Genomic DNA, 19,430 nt, shown 5'->3' with positions numbered 1-19,430 from the left:
GCCAACGACGCTAGGGCGGGCGGTACCACCGCCCAATGCGCCTAGACCCCTGACGTAGGTGTACTTGGGTTCACCCCCCTCCGGATGGGGAGTGCGCCTGTGGGGGCGAGATCCGTCATGTCCCCTCTTGACCATTGGTTCCGTCCGAAATAGTTTCAGCGGAAAATAAGGGGGTTCTCCATGGCCACGACATACGAGCTCGGCGACTTCGTCCTCCAGGGCGGCGCGACCCTGCGCGGAGCGCAGCTCACCTACGAGACCTACGGCACGCTGGCGGCCGACAAAGGCAACGCGATCGTCTACCCGACCTGGTACTCCGGGCGGCACCAGGACAACGAGTGGCTGATCGGCGAGGGCATGGCGCTGGACCCGTCCCGCTACTTCATCATCGTCCCGAACATGCTCGGCAACGGGCTGTCCAGCTCGCCGAGCAACACGCCGCCGCCCTACGACCAGAGCCGGTTCCCGAACGTCACGATGTACGACAACGTCGAGGCCCAGTACCGGCTCGTCACCGAGCACTTCGGCATCGAGCGGCTGCCGCTGGTGACCGGCTGGTCGATGGGCGCCGGGCAGACCTACCAGTGGGGCGTCAGCCACCCCGAGATGGTCGAGCGCATCGCGCCCTTCTGCGGCTCGTCCCGCACCAGCTACCACAACAAGGTGTTCCTCGAAGGGGTGAAGGCCGCCCTCACCGCCGACGCCGCGTTCGCGGAGGGCTGGTACACCTCGCCGCCCACGCGCGGCCTGCGCGCCGCCGCCCGCGTCTACGCGGGATGGGGGTTCTCCCAGGCGTTCTACTGGGACCGCCTCTACGAGACCCTCGGCTACAGCTCGCTGGAGGACTTCCTCGTCGGCTTCTGGGAGGGCTTCTTCCTGGACGACCGCGACCCCAACAACCTGCTCACGATGCTGTGGACGTGGCAGAACGCCGACGTCGGCCTGACACCGGGCTTCAACGGCGACACCAAGGCGGCCCTCGCGTCCATCAAGGCGCGGGCGCTGGTCATGCCGGGCGAGAAGGACCTGTACTTCCCGCCCGAGGACGAGGCGTGGGCCGTCCAGCACATCCCGAACGCGGAACTGCGCGTGATCCCCGGTGTGTGGGGGCATTTCTCGGGCCACGGCAGCAACCCGGTGGACACCGCCTTCATCGACGCGGCCCTCACCGAGCACCTGGCGCGCTGACCTGCGCGACCCCACCGGTCACTCGTCACGCACCGTGACCACCGGGAACTGACGTCCCTGTTGTGGCCGTCAACATCGCCTGTAAATGGCGTTTCAGCACGTTTTCCCTGCAAGACAGGCTGTTGCACCCATCAACAGTGGGTTATGTTACTGCCCTGACCCTGCCGCCCGGGGGGACTCGCGGGGTCGTCCCATCAAGGATCTTGGAGGTCTTGAGTGACGACCAACGACAGCGCCGAACGCACGGGTGGCGTTCCAGGCATCGGACGCCGCGGCCTGCTGGGCGGGGTGACGGCGCTCGCCGCCGGAGGGGCGGCGCTCGCCGTCGGCTCCGGCACCGCGAGCGCCGCCCTCGGGGGGCCCATTCCCGGGCCGGCGTCGCCGCTGCGCATCATCCCCGTCCCCCCGCAGGTCCAGGCCAAGGAAGGCTACGTGCAGGTGCCCGGCGCGCGCCTGTACTACTGGGACACCGGAGGCCACGGCACGCCGGTGATCTTCCTGCACCCCGGCACCGGCAGCGCGGAGAGCTGGCCCTACCAGCAGCCCTACTTCGCCAAGGCGGGCTACCGGGTCATCGCCTACTCGCGGCGCGGCTACTTCAAGTCCGACGCGGGGCCGAAGGAGGACACCGGGACCGGCGCGGGCGACCTGCACGCCCTCATCGAGCAGCTCGGCATCAAGAAGTTCCACGCGGTCGGCGTCGCGGCGGGCGGCGGCATCGCGCTCGACTACGCGCTGACCCACCCCGAGCGGCTGCTCAGCCTCGTGCTGAGCGGCAGCCTGACCGGCATCACCGACCAGGCCTACAAGGACATGCTCAGCAGGCTGCGTCCCGAGGGCTTCTACGACATGCCGGCCGACTTCATCGAGCTGGGGCCGTCCTACCGGGCGCTCAACCCGGCCGGTGTGAAGGAGTGGGTCGAGATCCACGACCGCGCCGTCCACACCGAGGTCTCCCAGGCCAACATCAACAAGCCGTCCTGGGCCGACGTCGAGCGGATCCGCGTCCCCACGCTGCTGCTGTGGGGCGACGGTGACCTGTACAGCCCGCCGAGCGTCCAGCGGGTCATGGCGAGCCACATCCGCGGCGTCGAGACCGTCGTCGCCAACGAGAGCGGCCACATGCCGCAGTGGGAGCGTTCGGACGTCTTCAACCCGACGCTGAACAAGTTCCTGCGCAAGCACTCGCGCTAGCGGGATTCCGGCCCCGGAACGGTCCAACCGTTCCGGGGCCACTCCGTCTCACAGCTGCGGGACGACCTCGGCGGCGAGCCGCTCCGTCTGCTCCACGTCGTCGTAGAGCGGGGTGAGCAGGATCAGCTCGGCGCCCGCGTCCCGCACCTCGCGCAACCCCTCCGCGCACGCGCCGGCGTCGCCGAAGACGGCGACCGGCTCCAGACCGCCCCGCCCGTAGAGGCGCTCCAGGGACGCGGCGGACCGCTCCCGGACGGTCGGCGCGTCATCGCCCACGGCGATGTAGACGCGCTTGGCGATGGAGAACGTCTCCGGGTCGCGCCCTTCCTCGTCGAGGGCCTCGCGGACGATCCCGACCTGCTCCGCGAACTGCGCGGTCGTCGACGAACCGGCGCCGAAGAACCCGTCACCCCGCCGGACCGCGCGCCGCAGCGCCGCCGGGGCGCGGGCGCCGAACCACAGCGGCGGGTGCGGACGCTGGTAGGGCTTCGGCTCCATGGCCGCGTCGCTGAGCTGCCAGAACCGTCCGTCGAGCGTGACGCTGGGCTCGGTCCAGAGCGCCTGCATCACATCCAGCCCCTCGGTGAACCGGGCGACCAGGCCGTTCTCGGGGTCGACACCGAACGCCGCCATCCCCGGCCCCCGGTTGCCGATGCCGACGCCGACGTCCAGCCGTCCGCCGCTGAGCTGGTCCAGCGTGCTCAGGCTCTTGGCCAGGTGGACGGGGCTGTGCGTGCTCGTCACGAACACCGCGCAGCCGAGCCGGATCCGCTCGGTGCACGCGGCGGCGTAGGTGAGGATCTCGACCGGGCTCGACCGGGCCGCCGAACCGAGGACCTGCTCCTGCGTCCAGGCGCCGTCGAACCCGAGTTCCTCCACGCGCCGCATATGGGCGCGGAACGCGGCGGGGTCGAACGCGCGGTCGTTGAGATCCTGGGGAATGGAGATCGCGAAGCGCATCTTTCCGACACTAACCCAACCCCTGACCTCGCCCTCCGCCCGGGTCGCCCCTGCGGAAGGTGTCCACATATGGGCAGCGATGTGACGAGCAGGACCCGCCGCAACCGGCGCGATTACGATGGAAATTCCTATCGAAAGCCCTTCCCGCACGCGTTTTCAGGGGGTCCCATGGCCGTGGTGGTCGACGAGAGCAGTGACGGACGAGGCGTCATCCAGATCGAGGTCGAGGACGCTCCCGCCGCCGACCACACCGACCTGTATGACGGGATGGAGACGCGCGGCGCCGGCGAGCGGGTACTGCGCGTCAGCCGCCCGCTGTTCCAGGAGGCCGTCACCCTCGTCCGCAACTGCGCCGACGAGGTCGCGACCCAGTTCGAGGCGATGCCCGAGGCCGCCCGTCCGCACGAGGTCGAGCTCCAGATGGCCGTGAAGGTGGACGGCAAGGTCGGCGCCAAGATCGTCGAGCTCACGTCCGGCTGCCAACTCCAGGTCACCCTCCGCTGGCAGCCCCCGCGCCCGTGACCAGCGAGCCCACGGTCCCGATCCTGCCCTACAGCTATCTCGTAGGACAGGACGCGCTACGCATGTGCCTGGAGCTGTCCTACATCGAACCGGGGATCGGCGGCCTGCTGATCACCGGCGAGCGCGGGACGGCGAAGTCGACGGCCGTCCGCGCGTTCAGCCGGATGGTGTTCGGCAGGCTGCCCGTCACGCTGCCCATCAACGCCACCGACGACCGGGTGCTCGGCGGTTGGCGGATCGACGCCCTGATGGCGGGCGAGACTCGGGAGCAAACCGGCCTGCTGGAGGCGGCCAACGAGACTGGCCTGCTCTATGTGGACGAGGTCAACCTCCTTGATGACCACCTGGTCAACCTCATCCTGGACGTGGCCTCCACGGGCGTGCTCAACGTCCAGCGGGAGGGACTCGACCGGCCGGAGATCCCGGTGCGGTTCTCACTGGTCGGCACGATGAATCCAGAGGAAGGCGGGCTGCGGCCGCAACTCCTCGACCGGTTCGGGCTGCTGGTGCCGGTCACGACGGAGACCTCGCCGGTCACCCGGCGGCGCGTGGTGGAGACCGTGCTGCGGTTCCAGGAGGAGAAGTCCAGGCCCGACTCCCCCTGGCTGGAGCAGGCAGGGGAGTTCGACCGACAGCGGCGCCGCGAACTCGAACGGGCGCGGTGGCTGGCCCGTGCGCGCGAAATACCCGGCCACATCATCCAGTTGTCAGCGACGATCGCGGCGGAGTTCGGTGTCGCCGGGCATCGGGGTGACATCGTGACGGCACTTGCCGCGCGCGCCCACGCCGCTCTGCGCAGGAGAGACAAGGCGATCGTGGCCGACGTGCGCGCCGTCGCGCCCTACGCGCTGGCGCACCGGCTCCCCGAGGCGGCGTTCGGCGAGGCCGTCGAGTGGACCGAGGACCACCAGAAGCGGCTGGACGAAATCACGGCGGGATAGCCGTGACCGACTCCGTCCTCGACCGCGTGACGACGGCGCTGGCCTGCGCCGCCCTCGATCCCGACCTGCGCGGCGTGCTGCTGTTCGACCTGCGCCCGGACCTTGCGGCGCCCCTCGGGAAGCACCTCGCGCACGCACTGGGAAGCGAACGCACGACGCACCTGGGCTCGGGCGCGCGCGAGGACACCCTATGGAGCCGTCCGACGCCCCGCGCGGGCTCCGGGATCACCATCTCCCCCGGTCCGCTCGTCGACCCGCCGGACGGCCCGCCCCCGGTGGTCGTCGTCGGCGACCTGGCGCGGCTCGGGCTGGCCGAGCGCCGCGCCGCGATCACATTGCTGGACGGCGACGTCGCCCACCTGGAACGCGACGGCCTCAGCCTCATCTGGACGCCGCGAAGCCGCTGGCTCGCCGGATGCGCCCGCGCCGACGTCGGACGCGTGTCCCCGCACCTGCTCGACCGGTTCCCGATCCGGATCGACGCGTCCGAGCTGACAGCGGAGACATTGGAGGCGGCGGGCCCGCGCCTCGCCCAGCCGTCCGGGCCGCCCGCGGAGGTCCCCTCGGACGTGATCGGCGACGTCATGGCGCTCACCGGACGGTCGTCCCCCGGCATGCGCAGGGAACTCGCGCTGCTCAGGCTCGCTCGCGCGCTCGCGACCCTCGCCGGACGGCCGACCACGACGATGGGCGACGTCGACGCCGCCGCGTCGCTTATTGGCCTGTCCGCCGGTCTCGACCACCTGTCGGACGCCGACCAGCCTCCACCGGAACGGCCGGGCGATGTGCTCGGCCCGCCCGCCGCCGACGCCGAGCCCGTCACCCGCGAGGTCAACGAACCCGACGGCCCAGAGCCGACCGGTCCCGGCACGTTCGCCCTCGCAGCACCCTTCACCCCCTACCCCGAGGACGAGGCGGAGGTCGGGCGGGAGCCGGGGACGCTGCGTCCGAGCCCATCCCACAAGGCGCTGCCCGCTCTGAACGGCGGCCGGCCGATCGGCGTCCGTCCCGCCGACCGCGTGGACGACATCGCGGTCGTCGCGACGTTCCTCGAAGCGGCCCGCCACCAGACCCGACGCTGCCCTCGGCACTTCACGGCGGGCCACGCGACGCACGTCCGGGCCGCAGACCTGCGCTCCTACCGGCGCGGCGGACGGCCGAACAAGCTGCTGGCGCTCGTCCTCGACCACACATGCCACGACCGGTGGGACTGGACGCGCCCCCTCGCACCCTATCTCCAGTGGGCCTACTCCGGGCGGGCGGCGGTCTGCGTGGTGGAGGTCGGCGCGCAGGACACCGCATGCGAGGCCCGGGCCCAGCGCTTCGTCGCCGCCGGTCTGCTCGACCCGCGCGTCCTCCAGGCACTCGACCGCCCCCGCGGACGCTGCACACCGCTCGCGCACGGGCTCGACCTGGTCGCCTCACTACTGCGCGACCGCCTGCATCGCGGCCGCCTCCCGTCCGAGGACGTGCTGCTCGTCGTCGTCACCGACGGGCGCGGCAACGTCCCGCTGGCCGCCAGCCGCCTCGGCGCCCTCCCGGAGTTCGCGGGCGGCGAGGGCTTCCAGGACAGCCTGCACGTCGCCCGAGCGATCCGCGCCCTCGGCCACGTCGAGACCGTCGTGGTCGACCCGGGACCCCGGCACAACGCGCGGCTCACCGTCCAACTGTCCGAGGCGCTCGGCGCGCGGCTGCTGTCCGACCGCGAGGCGCCATGAGCGGCATGATCAGCAGGCTGAACCAGGCGCTGGCCGGGCAGAAGCTGCAACGGCCGCTCGCACGCCCGCCGCGTCCCACCGGCGGGCGCCGCCCCGACCCGCCCGCCGCCCGGCCCGAGCCGGTGGCGCTGGCGGCTCGGCCGTCCGCCATCACCGAAGCACTGCCGGCCGGGACGGCACGTCTGACCGTGACCCGCGACCGCAGCGGTGACACCGAGGTCTTCGGGCTCACCGGCGCCTGCTGCTGCGGCATCGAACTCCCCTACACGGCCCCGCGCACCCAGGCGCGCCCGCCGCGCCTCTCGCTCGGCTCGCTGATCACTCCCGAGACGGGCGGCGAGTCCCCGGCCGAGACATGGAAGCGCCTCAGGTCGTGGTCGGTGCACTTGAACGAGCGCCTGCACGGCTGGCTCGCCGCGATCCGCCGCGCGCACGGCGCGGACCTCCGCCTGATCATCCTGGACCTCACGGACTACGACCTGCCGTGGGAACTGCTCTGGCTGGACGAGCCGCCGGAGTCCGGATGGATGGGCGCCCTCGTCACCGTCACCCGGTCCACGACGGCGGTCGAGCGGCGGCGCCTGGCGGAACCGCCGCCGGCGACCTGCAAGGGCGACGTCGCCGCCTACATCAACAAGGAGATGCGCGCCGACCGAGTGCTCCTCGACCACCTCTCCGCCCAGATCTGGGACGACTCGCTCGACGGCCTCTTCCTGCACCTCGACCAGCCCGGCGACCCGGTCGCCCTCGTCTACATCGCCTGCCACGGCGAGTACCCCTCCGCCGAACCGTCCGGCGCGAAGATCAAGCTCAGGGACGGCCCGGCCGCCTGGGACGTCGTCTCCGTCCGCGACATCGACGCCCGCACCTTCCGCCGCATCTCCTCCTCGCGCAGCGTGGTGTTCCTCAACGCCTGCCATTCCGGACGCCAGGCGTTCGACCCCGAACTCGACGACGCCACCCTGCGCGGTTTCGCCGAGGTCTTCCTGCGCTCCGGCGCGTCCGGTTTCATCGGAACGCTCGGCGCCGTCGGAATGCGCGCCGGACACGAGGCGGGCCGCGACCTCGTCGCCCATGTCATGCGCAACGGAAACGCGCCGCTCGCCACCGCGCTACGCGACTACCGCCGCCGTATCGCCGACGCCGCCCCGGAACCGTCCCGGGGAACCGACACCGAAGCCGCCCGCCTGCTCTTCCCGCTCTTCTATGCCTTCATGTACGTCTACTACGGCTACCCCGACACCGTTCTCGAACTGCGATCGAGAAAGGCCGGGGAACCATGACGGCGCACGCGGTCAACCTGCAACCCGTCATCGGCTGGCCACGCCAGGTGCGGCGCGGCGAGGAATACCTCGTCACGGTCGAATGCCGTGTTCTCCAAGAGCCGGGAGCCTGGCCGTACGAGGCCGAGGAGGTGGCGCTGACCTGCGTCCTGGACGGCGGCCCCGACTTCGTCGTGGAATCAGTAGACGACAACACGGTGATCGTCCACCGCTTCGGCGGAAGCTACAGCCCCACCCGCTTCGTCATCAAAGCAACCCCCTCGTCAGACCCGGGAGAACACCCCCTGACCCTCACCATGATGACGCAGGGCGGCGCGGCGACCCGCAGCGACGAACTACATGTAACGGTCCTGGACGACGCCTCACCGCCCCCGCCGAAAAAACCGGTCGAGATCCCGTCCGCGCCCCCCAGACCCGTCCGAGGACGCCTGCCGGTAGCAGAGGACCGGCGCCCGCTCTTCTTTCTCAGCTACGCTCGGTCGCGTTTCCGCGCAGGAGATCCCGATCGATGGGTGCAGAAATTCTTCGATGACCTGTGCGCGGACCTCGGCCAGATGACGGACGCACCGAACCCAGGGTTCATGGACCGCCAGATCGCGCCGGGTTCCGACTGGCCGCGGCAAATCAGGGACGCGTTGTCGAGCTGCCGCGTCTTCGTCCCTCTGCTCTCGCCCGCCTATTTCACAAGCGAGTACTGCGGCAAGGAATGGACAGCCTTCCAGGAACGCGCGCAGGCGGAGACCGCGGGGCCCAGTCGCCTCTCGGCGATGGTGCCCGCACTATGGACGCCGATGGGCATTGCAGACATCCCCCCGCCGGCGCGCACCGTGCAGTTCATCCCGTCGAGTTTCCCGCCCGCGTACGCGGCGGAGGGCCTGTACGGAATCATGAAACTGGGCCGGTACCGTGAACAGTACAAGGAGACCGTGTTCCGGCTCGCGTCCGCCATCAAGGAACAGGCCGCCCAGGCCGATCTTCCCCCCGGCCGGATCCCCGCCCTGTCCTCGGTGCGAAGCCTGTTCACCGATGAACAGCAGCGCTCCCGGCTGCCGTTGGTCCTGCTCACGCTCGTCGCTCCGTCCCTCGACAGGCTCCCGCCCGGCCGCGATGCCCGTTACTACGGCGCAAGCGCCTTTGAATGGGCGCCCTACCGTGAACGGTCGGTCGGCACGATCTCCCAGCAGGCGGCCATCGCGTCCGAAACCAACTGTGTCGTCGAGTCCTTCGGCCGCGTCCTGCCCAACCCCGCCGACGCACCGCGCATTCTGATCGTGGACCCCTGGGCGCTTCGGGACCCGATCCTGCGCGAGCGCCTCCGACAGCTGGACGAGACGCCCCTCGTCACCCTCGCTCCGCTCAACTCATCAGACCAGCAGACGATGGACGAAATCAGCGATCTCTCCCACGAACTACGCGAAACGCTACCGAGAAGCTGCGCACTGACGGGGTCGACCGTGGGCATGCCGTCTTTGGAGGCGTTTCGCCTGGCCCTCAACTCGGCCGTTCACGAGGCGCTGTCCCGCTATCTCACAACAGCGGACGTACCGTCGGTGCCGCCTGACGCCCGCCGCCGCTACCGTCTGCCCAACCCGGACTGAGACAGCTCACCGGTTCCCGTCGGCGAAGGCGTCCTCAATACCTTCCCGCCGAATCTCGGTCCCAAGCTCCACCGGGCCGTCCGCCGCGAGAGCGTTCAAGAACAGTGCTGTCTGGCGCTCGGCCATCCGCGGCCAACGAGGCCCGAATGGCAACGGCTGCGTGATGAGGGCACCGAACGCGATGACATCGGTGGCGTTGACGGCCGCGCGAATGCTCCCGTCCTCCCGTCCCCGCCCGAGGAACTCCTCCAGGTACCGGTAGATCTCCCCCCGCGCCCCCACCGCCTCCGGACTCATCAACGGCGGCGCCCCGTGCAACGGCAGAACAAGCTGGTCCCCGACCTCAACATTCCGCCGCAAATACTCCCCGACGGCCTCAAGCCCAGAACAACGCAGCTCACCGATGCTCTCCAGGATTCCGACAAGCAGCCCATAGGCGCGGTACTCCAGCGCATGCAGCAGCGCCTGCCGGTCCGGATACTTCCGGTACAGCGTCCCGACGCCCACCCCGGCCTCGGCGGCGATGGTGGCGAGCGGGACGCCCCGTCCCTCCCGAAGCATCACCGTGACCGCGGCGGCGAGGAGCCGCTCACGGTTCGCCTCGGCGTCACGCCGGGGACGCCGCCCACCAGGAGCCATGCGCCCAGTATGCCAGCAAAGCGGACGAATACTTCCGCTTACTCTCCCGACCGGCTACACTCGGCCTTAAGCGGATGAAATCGTCCGCTTCAAGGAGGCGCAGCCATGAGCATCCCGTACCTGGCCCAGCGCGAGGACCAGCAGAAACTCGAATGGCTCGACGGCGGCACCTTCTCCGTCCTGCTGGACGCGGCGGCGACCGACGGGCAGCTCACCGTCGGCCGGTTCGACGTCTCCAAGGGCGAGGCGCCGCCGTTCCACATGCACACCCGCGAGGACGAGATCTTCCTCCTGATCAAGGGCTCCGCCCTGCTGTGGGTGGGCGAGGAGCGGATGGAGCTGTCCGAGGGCGGCATCGTCTACCTCCCCCGCAACATCCCGCACGGCTACCGCATCACCTCAGACCGCGCGGACCTGCTGATGATCGCCACCCCCGGCGGCCTGGAGGGCATGTTCCGCCAGGCGGGCCGCGACCTCTCCACTCCCCGCCCGGACGACTTCGAGATCTCCCGGGAAGCCCTGGCCGCAGCCGCCGACGCCTACGGCCAGATCGTCGTGGGCCCGCCCCGCTGACCCCGGTCCGTCGGGCGCGAGGGGGGAGCACCCGGCGGACCGGCCCACCACCCCGACAGCGCGCGAGATGGCCACAACCCTTAACGCACCGATCCGTTTCGCGGAGTCACCGACAGCACCCGGCCGTTAAGGGGGTCGATGACCACATCGGTCGGCACCCCTGAATCCAATAGCCGTTGTTCTGTTCCTGGCGGAGGCGGCTCCGCGGCGACCCCGAATACGGTCACCCCCGCACCGACCAACCCCTTCATTCCAATAATCATGGAATTGACGCTTCCACGAAGTTCAATCGAAGAAAGCTAGCAGAAACCGCCGCGAACCACGTTCCGACCCCAGTCCTGGTTCGGCCGTTCACGACCGAAACCCCTTTCCAGCAGGCAACGGCCATAAGCTGCTTCCAGGACGAAGGGAGCCCGAGCATGCCGACCGACGACGTGATGGCCGAACTGGCCGCCCTCGCGGACCCGAAGACACGCGCGGTGAACGAACGCCACGGCGACGACCACGCCGTGAACCTCAGCAAACTTCGGGCGCTGGCGAAACGGCTGAAGACACAACACGAACTGGCATGCCAACTCTGGCGAACCGACGACAGCGCCGCGAAACTCCTCGCGACCCTGATCTGCCGCCCCAAGAGCTTCGAACGCGCCGACCTGGACGCGATGCTGCGCGAGGCCCGCACTCCCAAGGTCCACGACTGGCTCGTGAACCACGTCGTGAAGAAGAGCCCGCACGCCGAAGAACTACGCCTGGCCTGGTTCACCGACCCCGACCCCGTCGTGGCAAGCGCCGCCTGGGCCCTGACCACCGACCGCGTGACGAAGAACCCCGAGGGCCTGGACCTCGCAGCGCTCCTGGACACCATCGAAGCGCGGATGAAGGACGCCCCAGACCGCCTGCAATGGGAAATGAACCACTGCCTGGCCCGAATCGGAATCGACCACCCCGCCCGCCGCGCCCGCGCGCTCGACATCGGCGAACGCCTGGAGGTACTCAAGGACTACCCGACTCCCCCAGGCTGCACGTCCCCCTACGCCCCCACCTGGATCAACGAGATGGTGTCCCGCCAACACCCCTAACACGACATCCCCGCAACGCCAACGGCCGGTGACACCGGGACGGGTCCGCGCCCGCCGAGATGCGTGCGCCCCTGGCCGATACCACCCGCACCGGCATCCGGGACCCACCGCGCCCACGGGCAGCAGTAATACAGTGCCCGAAACGTCTTGACCTCAAGCACAGTTGAGGTCGCAGAGTAGCCTTCATGAGCACATCGGGCCTCGACGCACAATCGAGCAAGGCTGAGATCGAGGCGATCCTGCAAGTGATCGCCACCGTCGAACACGCACAGAACAACGAACTCCCCGAAGAATTCCTCAAGCTTTTCCGGGCCGACGCCATCTGGACGACCGGCGGCGGAAAGCGCCTCTTCGGCATCGAAGAGATCTCGGCCTTCACCCACCAAGTGCTTCCTGGCGGGATGAAGGACCTGACGATCACATTCGAACTGGAGCACGTACTGTTCATCCGCCCTGACGTCGCCGCCGTCAAGCTGCGCCAGATATACCAGACGCCCGAGGGGCCGGACGTGGGCTCTCCGCTGTGGGTCATGGCAAAGGAGAACGGGACGTGGCTCCTGACCGCCGCCCAGAACATCGGCGCACCCGATGACGAGCTGGATTCGGCGACGACGAGCCGGCCTATCTTCGACCCCGGCAGATGAGGTCCGAACTCGGCGCCTGGAACCACTCCATGTCACGGAGCAACGGTTCGAGCGCCGTCGCGGACCCGTCCAGTCTGCGCCCCTGCCCACCCAGACTTACGTCCTCATTCGAACCGCGCCGCTAGTGCGGGATGCGGTCGATCAGGTCGCGGGCGCCCTTGCTGAGCAGGTCACCGGACACGTACGTGCCGAGATCCTCACCCTTGTCCGGTGAGGCCCATTCCTGGGAGTGGACGAACTGCGAGCCGTCCCGGGTGAACACCATCCCCCGCAGGCTCAGTTGTCCGTCACGCTCGATCCGGGCGTGCCCTGCGATCGGGCTGTTGCAGTGTCCTTGCAGGCCGTGGAGCATCGTGCGCTCCGCGGCCACACACTGGCGGGTCTCCTTGTCGTCCAGCAGCCGGACCAGTTCGACGATGTCGGGATCGGCGCGGCGGCAGTCCACGGCCAGTACGCCCGAGCCGACCGCCGGAACGATGTCGAGGCTCTCGCCGTGCCGCTCGATCCCCAGTCGATCGAGGCTTGCCCGCGCCAGCACGATGGCGTCGAACTCCTCACCCGCGTCCAGCCGGCCCAGCCGCGAGTTCACGTTGCCGCGCAGGTACTCCACCCGCAGGTCGGGACGGATACGCCCGAGCTGCGCACGCCGCCGCACGGCCGACGTCCCGACCAGCGCGCCCGGCGCGAGATCGGCCATGCACTGGACGTCGCTCGCCACGGGAAACAGCATCACGTCGCTGGTGTCGTCCCGCTCGACGTAGGCGGCGAATACCAACTCCCCCGGACGAGGCACGTCGCCGGGCACGTCCTTCAGGCAGTGCACCGCGACATCGATCTGCCGCGTCAGTAGCGCGCGGTCGATCTCGCGCATGAACGCGCCCTTGCCGCCCAACTCACCCAGATGCCCTTGGTGCCGGTCCCCGGAGGTCTGGACGCCGACCACCTCGACCGGCACGTCCGCCAACTCCCGCAGCCGCACGGCCACCCCGTTGGCCTGCACCATCGCCAACGGCGACGTCCGCGTCCCCAGTCGCAGACCTCCGCCCCCGGCACCCCAGGAGGACCCCGGCTCACCATCGCCCCGCACACTCATCTCCTTCTCGCCCGCGCAAGATGCACCGTGGTCCATCACAGCACCGGCACGGGGAGCAGCGTGGGCGACTCTCCAAGTGAGCGCGGCGGCCGCGTCCGCGTCTTCGCCACGGCCGCCGCGCTCACGTCTTCACATGCCGTTCGTGCGCAGCACGTACATGACACGGTCGGCCACCGCCGCCGTCTCCGAGAGCGGACCGATGTCCTTGCCCCACGTCCACCGGTAGGCGGACGTGTCGGCGACGACGTCGTCGTTCATGCGTGGCGCCTCGGGGTTGCGGACATGCAGGCAGGGCGTCCGGCCAGGCTCGACACGAACCTTCGCGTGCCATCCCCGAACCTTCAGCTCCCCCGCCAGCCGCTCCAGATGCGCGGTGATTGTCGCGTCCATGACGCGAGAAGGTAGCCAGCCGATGACACACAGTGATTCTAGATGGAAACCCTAATGCGGGACGCCCATGCGAGCGGCCATCCCCCGCAACTCCCGCCCCACCGCCGCCTCCCTCGCCTGCGACAGCATGACCTCGATGGCATGCCGCGCGGGACCGCTGTTGCGGATCCGCTGCGGAGCGATTCGCTCGGCGCGCACTAGGGCGGACACCGCGTCCCGCTGACGGCCTGGCATGTGTGCCAGCGCTCGCCCGAGGTCGGCCCACAGCATCGCCTGCCGCTCTCGACTGCCCAACCGCTCCGGGTCAACCGTCTCGGCCGTACGAGCCGCGCCCTCGTGGTCACCGACCTCCGTCGCGATGGCGACGCCCCACACACCCACGTTCGCAGGGCCGAAACCGCCCCAGGCTCCGGGATGCTCACCCATGCGGGACGCGGTGTCGCGCGCCTCGGCGAGGTGCGCCTCAGCAGCCCCGAGGTCGTTGAGGGTCGCGGCGCACATCGCGGCGCTCAGGTGGAGCATCCCGTAGGTCTCCAGCGCCTCAGGGCCGTCCATATCCTGCAGATGGTCGGCCGCATGCGCGGCGACCCGCCTCCCGGTGTCCGTGCCGCGCGGCAGCGTCTGCACCCGCACCCATGCGGCGCGTCCGCCGACCACAGGGTCCTCCAGGCGCGCCGCCGCTTCACCGGCACGGTGAGCGGCCAGCGACGCGAGGTCGTCGTAACCGAGGAACCGTGCCGTCATCGCGACACCGTGGCTCGCCTGGACGAGCAGCGGCAGGGCGCGAAGCTGGTCCGCTTCCCCGCCTCTGGCGACGTGGGCATGCAACTCCGCCAGGATCGGCGCGAGCAAGGTGCCGCGCGTGGCGTAGTCGGCGCTCTTCTCGGCTTTGTGCACTGGCCCGTCCAGTGCGGCGGCGAGGTCATCAAGGGGGCGCGGACGATCGGTCCCGGCGTCGTCCAGCGTGTTGACGGTGAGCGCCGTCCGTAGCGCCGGAACAGCCCTGTGCCCGCTGGCCTGGACGGGATCCTGCATGAGGTGGGGGCCGCCCATGAGGTCGGTTTCGGAGACCTGGAGGGCCTGGGCGACGGCGGCGATGTGAGAGCGACGGTCAAGAGGCTGCTTGCCGTTCTCCACCTTGGACAGGAAACCCTGACTCAAATCCGCCAGATCGGCCAAAGTCCGCAGCGACATCCCCCGCCAACGACGCAACGCCCGCAGACGAGCCCCAATGGTGCCCTCGTCGTACATCGACCTCACTCCCTCCCCAGGTCTCGGCACCAGCACACAAACCTCTAATGCGGGACGCCCATTCGAGCGGCCATCCCCCGCAGCTCACGACCCACGGCCGCCTCCCTCGCCTGCTGAAGCATCACCCCGACCGTCTCACGCACCGCAGCGTTGTTGCGGATGCGCTGCGGCGCGACCGCCTCCGCACGCTTGAGCCATCGCAGCGCCTCGGCCTGTGTCCGGCGGTCGCGCGCCAGCCCGCGACCTACGTCGGCCAGGAACGCGGCGCGACGGCTCGAACGTCCGAGACTGGTCTCGTCAACGCTTTCGGCCAGTTTCAGGACGGACGCGCCGGAAGCGCCGCGCTCGACTTCCACCGTGACCCGCCAGACACCGACGTTGGCGGTGCTGAACGACTGCCAGTTCGTCAGGGGCTTGTCCGGCACACGCGCTGCCAGGCGTGCGGCCTCGGCGAGCCAGTACTCGGCGCCTGCCTTGTCGTAGCACGTCGCGGCCGTAAGCGATGCCGTCAAGGCCAGCATGCCGAGCGCTTCAACCGCGCCCGGTGCGTTGACGTGCGGCTCCAGGGCGTCGGCGGCTCGCTCGGCCATCAATAGCGTGCGCGCTTGGGGAGCCTTCGGCACTGTCTGCATTCGCAGAAAGGCGGCCTTACCAATCTGTGCGGGCTCGGCAAGATGGCTCGCGGCATCGGCAGCCTGCGCTGCGGCCATGTACGCGAGGTCCGGGTAGCCGAGGTTCTTGGCGGTGAATGTGGCGCACACGCACGCCTCGACGAGTGTTTCCAACGCTGTCCGTTGTGCGAGCTCGTCGGCGGGCTCCGCCGTGTGGACATACAACTCGTCCAGCACGGCGGGGAGCCGCTCGCCGATGGCGACATAGTCGCAAGCCCGGCGCAACGGCTCCAGCCCATCGCGAACCTCAACGACCAACGCCGCCAACGGGCGGGCCCGATCGGTCGCGGCCGCCTTGATGCCGTTCGTCTGCAAGGCAACACGCAGAGCGGGGATGTGCACGTGCGGTTCGGATTGGACGGGGTCCTGTGTCAGGTGGGGGCCGCCCATGAGGTCGGTTTCGGAGACCTGGAGGGCCTGGGCGACGGCGGCGATGTGGGAGCGACGGTCAAGGGGCTGCTTGCCGTTCTCCACCTTGGACAGGAAACCCTGACTCAAATCCGCCAGATCGCCCAAAGTCCGCAGCGACATCCCCCGCCAACGACGCAACGCCCGCAGACGAGCCCCGATGGTGACCTCCTCGTACATCGACCTCACTCCCTCCCCAGGTCTCGGCACCAGCACACAAACCTCTAATGCGGGACGCCCATTCGAGCGGCCATCCCGCGCAGTTCACGACCCACGGCCGCCTCCCTCGCCTGCTGAAGCATCACCCCGACCGTCTCGCGGACGGCCGTCGAGTTGCGGATCTTGTGGGGCGCGGTGGATTCGGCGCGGCGGAGCCAGCGCACCGCCTCGCGATGGGTTCGCGGCTCGCGTGCGAGGCCACGTCCCACGTCGGCGAGGAATGTCGCGTGGCGGCCGCGGCGTGGCCTCAGCTTCGCCTCGTCGACGCCTGCGGCGAGGTCAAGGAGCGGCCTGCCGGTGGCGCCGCGTTCGGTGGCGAGCGCGACGCGCCACACCCCGACGTTCGTCGCCGAGAACGCGCCCCAGTTCGCGCCCGGGTCATCGGCGGTGCGGGTGGCGAGGTCACCGGCTTGGGCCAGCCAGTGCTCGGCACGGTCGTACCTGTAACTCAGCGTCGCGATGAGAGAGGCCACCAGGGTGATCATTCCAAGTACCTGGACGTCGAGATCATCGCGGACGTGCGGCTCCATCGCCTCGGCCGCGGACTCGGCGGCCGTGAGCCTGAGGTCGCGCGCGCCCGTCGGCAGCGTGTGGATCCGCAGTGTCGCGGCTTTGCCGACGCTCACCGGGTCGTCGAGGATCCTCGCGCTGTCGTGCGCGCGCATGGCGGCGACGGCCGCGAGGTCGGTATAGCCGAGGTCCTTGCTGAGGAAGGTCGCGGACTGGAACGCCTCGATCAGCGTCCGCAGCGCCAGCCGGTGCGCTGCCTCGTCCGCCGGGGCACACACGTGGACGTGCAACTCGTCAATGATCGGCGGGAGTTTCACAGCGACCTCGTCATGGCCGTACTCGCTGCGACCGATGCGGACCATCTCCGCGACGAGTTCGGCGAGCGGCCTGGCCCGGTCCGTCGCAGGCGCGGTGAAGGTGTTGGTCATCAACGCGGTGCGCACTGCGGGAATCGTGCGATGCGGTTCGGACTGGACGGGGTCCCGTGTCAGGTGGGGGCCGCCCATGAGGTCGGTTTCGGAGACCTGGAGGGCCTGGGCGACAGCGGCGATGTGAGATCGACGGTCAAGAGGCTGCTTGCCGTTCTCCACCTTGGACAGGAAACCCTGACTCAAATCCGCCAGATCGGCCAAAGTCCGCAGCGACATCCCACGCCAACGACGCAACGCCCGCAGACGAACCCCGATGGTGACCTCGTCGTACATCGACCTCGCACCTCCGAAGGTCTCGGCGCCAGAACTGGAACCTTTAATGCGGGACGCCCATTCGAGCGGCCATTCCCCGCAGCTCACGACCCACGGCCGCCTCCCTCGCCTGTTGAAGCATGACCCCGACCGTCTCGCGCACCGCAGCGTTGTTGCGGATGCGCTGCGGCGCGACCGCCTCCGCTCGCCGCAACCAGCGGAGGGCCTCGCCTCGCCGGTTCCGGTCCCGGGCGAGGCCTCGGCCGACGTCTGCGAGGAAGGTCGCGTGCCGCGAGCGGCGGGCGCTGAGTTTCGCCTCGTCCACGGCGTCGGCAAGTTCCAGGACGGCGGCCCCGCCTTCACCGGACTCGACACCGACAGCCACCCCCCACACGCCGACGTTGGTGGTCGAGAACGACGACCAGTTGACGAGCGGTTCGTCGGGGACGCGGGCGGCGAGCGCGCGGGCCTCGTCCAGCCAGGCCCCGGCCGCTGCCGTCTTGTGCTGCACGGCCGCCGCCATCGCCGCCGACAAGGTGAGCATGCCGAGCACCTGGATGCCAAGCGGATCCGTCGCGTGGGGTTCGAGCATCTTCGCGGCCTGCTCGGCGGCGATCTGGGCCCGGTCCCAGGAGTTCTCGCGTGGCATCGTCTGCACGCGTAGGTAGTCGGCCTTCCCGGCGGCCACCGGATCGCCGGAAAGCTTCGCGGCGTCCATCGCCCGTGACGCGGCCAGGTGGGCGAGGTCGGAATAGCCGAGGTCCTTCGTCCGGAACGTGGCGAACATGTACACCTCGACCAGCACCGTCAAGGCTGTGAGTAACGCGGGCTCCCCAGCGGGCTCGGCGATGTGGAAGTGCAGTTCGTCGATGACGCTCGGCAGACGCCGACCAAGGGCGAGGTAGTCGCAGCAGATGAAGACCTCCTCCAACTCCCGTGTCTCGGCGAGGAGGTCGGGCAGGGGGCGCGCCCTGTCGACCGCCGCGTCGCCGAGCCGGTTGGTCTGAATCGCGGCCCGCAGCGCGGGGACGACCGAATGCGGCCCGGCCTGGGTCGGGTCGGTACTCAGGTGGGGGCCGCCCATGAGGTCGGTTTCGGAGACCTGGAGGGCCTGGGCGACAGCGGCGATGTGAGAGCGACGGTCAAGAGGCTGCTTGCCGTTCTCCACCTTGGACAGGAAACCCTGACTCAAATCCGCCAGATCGGCCAAAGTCCGCAGCGACATCCCCCGCCAACGACGCAAAGCCCGCAGACGAGCCCCAATAGTGACCTCGTCGTACATCGGCCTCGCACCTCCGAAGGTCTCGGCGCCCCCAGGCTACGGCGGGGCGGCGATGATCCATTCGTTCCAGCGCAGCACGGTACGTAAGAGTCACCTCACAGGATTTCCGCGTGGAAACCCTTCAGAGGGTGTAGACGAGGGTGAGCACTTTGAACTCGCGTTCCATTGCTCGGCCCGAGATGCCGGCGAGTTCTCCTGTGCCCGAGTTGGGGACGATACGCCCGTCGCTGGTTTGGGCGTCGCCGTCGGCCAGCCCGTGGTGCTGGATCACGAACGTGCCCTGGCGGCCGTCCAGGGTGCCTTCGATCCGTTCGGACGCCACGTAGCCGCCCCCTGCCGAGCCTTGGGCCGTGAGGACGTGGGTCACGCCGGCGCCTTCGATGGTTCCCTCGTAGCGCTTCTTGATCGTGACCCGGGTCAGCTTGGGGCCCTCCGCGGGCTCCTCGTAGACCGTCTCCTCGAACTCCACGATCTCGAACCTGGCCTCAACGGCGCGCTCTTTGTGCTGGTCAGACATGGAGCGCAAGGCTAGCCGACGTCGGTGACCTCTTACGCCGAGGTGGCGTCAGAACCGATCCGGCATT

Annotated in this window: 19 protein-coding genes; 10 read left to right on the top strand and 9 right to left on the bottom strand. The window is 69.5% G+C overall.

Annotated elements, in window-relative coordinates:
• The first annotated feature begins 180 nt into the window (after nt 1-180).
• Nucleotides 181-1,188, top strand: a complete 1,008-nt coding sequence (locus KLI87_RS07280) for an alpha/beta fold hydrolase (protein ID WP_156214223.1) — start codon at nt 181-183, stop codon at nt 1,186-1,188.
• A gap of 216 nt (nt 1,189-1,404) precedes the next feature.
• A complete protein-coding gene (locus KLI87_RS07275) occupies nt 1,405-2,382 on the top strand; it encodes an alpha/beta fold hydrolase (RefSeq protein WP_214616304.1) in 978 nt (325 codons plus the stop codon).
• 48 nt (nt 2,383-2,430) lie between these two features.
• On the opposite strand, the gene KLI87_RS07270 is transcribed toward KLI87_RS07275, so the two are convergent.
• Nucleotides 2,431-3,342 carry an LLM class flavin-dependent oxidoreductase gene (locus KLI87_RS07270; protein WP_214616303.1) on the bottom strand — a complete coding sequence of 304 codons (912 nt, stop codon included), beginning with the start codon at nt 3,340-3,342 and terminating at the stop codon, nt 2,431-2,433.
• A gap of 168 nt (nt 3,343-3,510) precedes the next feature.
• On the opposite strand from KLI87_RS07270, the gene KLI87_RS07265 reads away from it, so the two are divergent.
• Genes KLI87_RS07265 through KLI87_RS07245 form a run of 5 tightly spaced genes read left to right on the top strand, consistent with a single transcriptional unit; the run spans nt 3,511 to nt 9,404 of the window.
• Nucleotides 3,511-3,864, top strand: coding sequence for a CU044_2847 family protein (locus KLI87_RS07265; RefSeq protein ID WP_214616302.1), 354 nt, complete (start codon nt 3,511-3,513; stop codon nt 3,862-3,864).
• A complete protein-coding gene (locus KLI87_RS07260; RefSeq protein WP_214616301.1) occupies nt 3,861-4,805 on the top strand; it encodes an AAA family ATPase in 945 nt (314 codons plus the stop codon). The genes KLI87_RS07265 and KLI87_RS07260 overlap by 4 nt, the downstream gene beginning before the upstream one ends.
• Nucleotides 4,806-4,807: 2 nt before the next feature.
• Nucleotides 4,808-6,523, top strand: coding sequence for a hypothetical protein (locus tag KLI87_RS07255; protein WP_214616300.1), 1,716 nt, complete (start codon nt 4,808-4,810; stop codon nt 6,521-6,523).
• Between the two features lie 5 nt (nt 6,524-6,528).
• Complete coding sequence (locus tag KLI87_RS07250) at nt 6,529-7,806, top strand: CHAT domain-containing protein (RefSeq protein WP_214616299.1); 1,278 nt, start codon at nt 6,529-6,531, stop codon at nt 7,804-7,806.
• Nucleotides 7,803-9,404, top strand: coding sequence for a TIR-like protein FxsC (locus KLI87_RS07245; RefSeq protein WP_214616298.1), 1,602 nt, complete (start codon nt 7,803-7,805; stop codon nt 9,402-9,404). The genes KLI87_RS07250 and KLI87_RS07245 overlap by 4 nt, the downstream gene beginning before the upstream one ends.
• A gap of 6 nt (nt 9,405-9,410) precedes the next feature.
• Here the strand turns inward: KLI87_RS07245 and KLI87_RS07240 are convergent, their stop codons facing one another.
• Nucleotides 9,411-10,043, bottom strand: a complete 633-nt coding sequence (locus KLI87_RS07240; protein ID WP_214616297.1) for a TetR/AcrR family transcriptional regulator — start codon at nt 10,041-10,043, stop codon at nt 9,411-9,413.
• Nucleotides 10,044-10,148: 105 nt separating this feature from the next.
• Here KLI87_RS07240 and KLI87_RS07235 point away from each other — a divergent pair, with 105 nt between their 5' ends.
• The 3 genes from KLI87_RS07235 (at nt 10,149) to KLI87_RS07225 (ending at nt 12,339) form a co-directional block, all read left to right on the top strand.
• Nucleotides 10,149-10,616 carry a cupin domain-containing protein gene (locus KLI87_RS07235; RefSeq protein WP_156214226.1) on the top strand — a complete coding sequence of 156 codons (468 nt, stop codon included), beginning with the start codon at nt 10,149-10,151 and terminating at the stop codon, nt 10,614-10,616.
• A 419-nt stretch (nt 10,617-11,035) separates the two neighbouring features.
• Complete coding sequence (locus tag KLI87_RS07230; protein WP_250903494.1) at nt 11,036-11,695, top strand: DNA alkylation repair protein; 660 nt, start codon at nt 11,036-11,038, stop codon at nt 11,693-11,695.
• A gap of 185 nt (nt 11,696-11,880) precedes the next feature.
• Nucleotides 11,881-12,339, top strand: coding sequence for an SgcJ/EcaC family oxidoreductase (locus tag KLI87_RS07225; protein ID WP_156214228.1), 459 nt, complete (start codon nt 11,881-11,883; stop codon nt 12,337-12,339).
• A gap of 121 nt (nt 12,340-12,460) precedes the next feature.
• Here the strand turns inward: KLI87_RS07225 and hemC are convergent, their stop codons facing one another.
• From hemC to KLI87_RS07190, 7 genes are all read right to left on the bottom strand, one after another.
• The gene (hemC, locus tag KLI87_RS07220) at nt 12,461-13,432 is read right to left on the bottom strand and encodes a hydroxymethylbilane synthase (RefSeq protein ID WP_284734056.1); all 972 of its coding nucleotides are present in this window, start codon (nt 13,430-13,432) and stop codon (nt 12,461-12,463) included.
• Nucleotides 13,433-13,561: 129 nt separating this feature from the next.
• Nucleotides 13,562-13,822: a hypothetical protein gene (locus KLI87_RS07215; protein ID WP_156214230.1), complete on the bottom strand. Its 261-nt coding sequence runs from the start codon at nt 13,820-13,822 to the stop codon at nt 13,562-13,564.
• Between the two features lie 51 nt (nt 13,823-13,873).
• Nucleotides 13,874-15,073 (bottom strand): helix-turn-helix transcriptional regulator, encoded by a 1,200-nt coding sequence (locus KLI87_RS07210; protein ID WP_214616295.1) that lies wholly within the window; start codon nt 15,071-15,073, stop codon nt 13,874-13,876.
• Between the two features lie 44 nt (nt 15,074-15,117).
• Entirely contained in the window at nt 15,118-16,332 is a 1,215-nt protein-coding gene (locus tag KLI87_RS07205) for a helix-turn-helix domain-containing protein (protein WP_214616294.1), read from the bottom strand.
• A 44-nt stretch (nt 16,333-16,376) separates the two neighbouring features.
• Nucleotides 16,377-17,585, bottom strand: a complete 1,209-nt coding sequence (locus KLI87_RS07200; protein ID WP_214616293.1) for a helix-turn-helix domain-containing protein — start codon at nt 17,583-17,585, stop codon at nt 16,377-16,379.
• Between the two features lie 43 nt (nt 17,586-17,628).
• Nucleotides 17,629-18,846 carry a helix-turn-helix transcriptional regulator gene (locus tag KLI87_RS07195; RefSeq protein WP_214616292.1) on the bottom strand — a complete coding sequence of 406 codons (1,218 nt, stop codon included), beginning with the start codon at nt 18,844-18,846 and terminating at the stop codon, nt 17,629-17,631.
• Nucleotides 18,847-18,967: 121 nt separating this feature from the next.
• Nucleotides 18,968-19,363 carry a DUF3224 domain-containing protein gene (locus KLI87_RS07190; protein ID WP_214616291.1) on the bottom strand — a complete coding sequence of 132 codons (396 nt, stop codon included), beginning with the start codon at nt 19,361-19,363 and terminating at the stop codon, nt 18,968-18,970.
• Nucleotides 19,364-19,430: the final 67 nt, after the last annotated feature.

Origin of the sequence: Actinomadura sp. NEAU-AAG7, assembly GCF_018603865.1 — a bacterium.
In the GTDB taxonomy this organism is placed as follows: Bacteria; Actinomycetota; Actinomycetes; order Streptosporangiales; family Streptosporangiaceae; genus Spirillospora; species Spirillospora litoris.
This window is presented reverse-complemented; position numbering and strand designations above follow the sequence as displayed.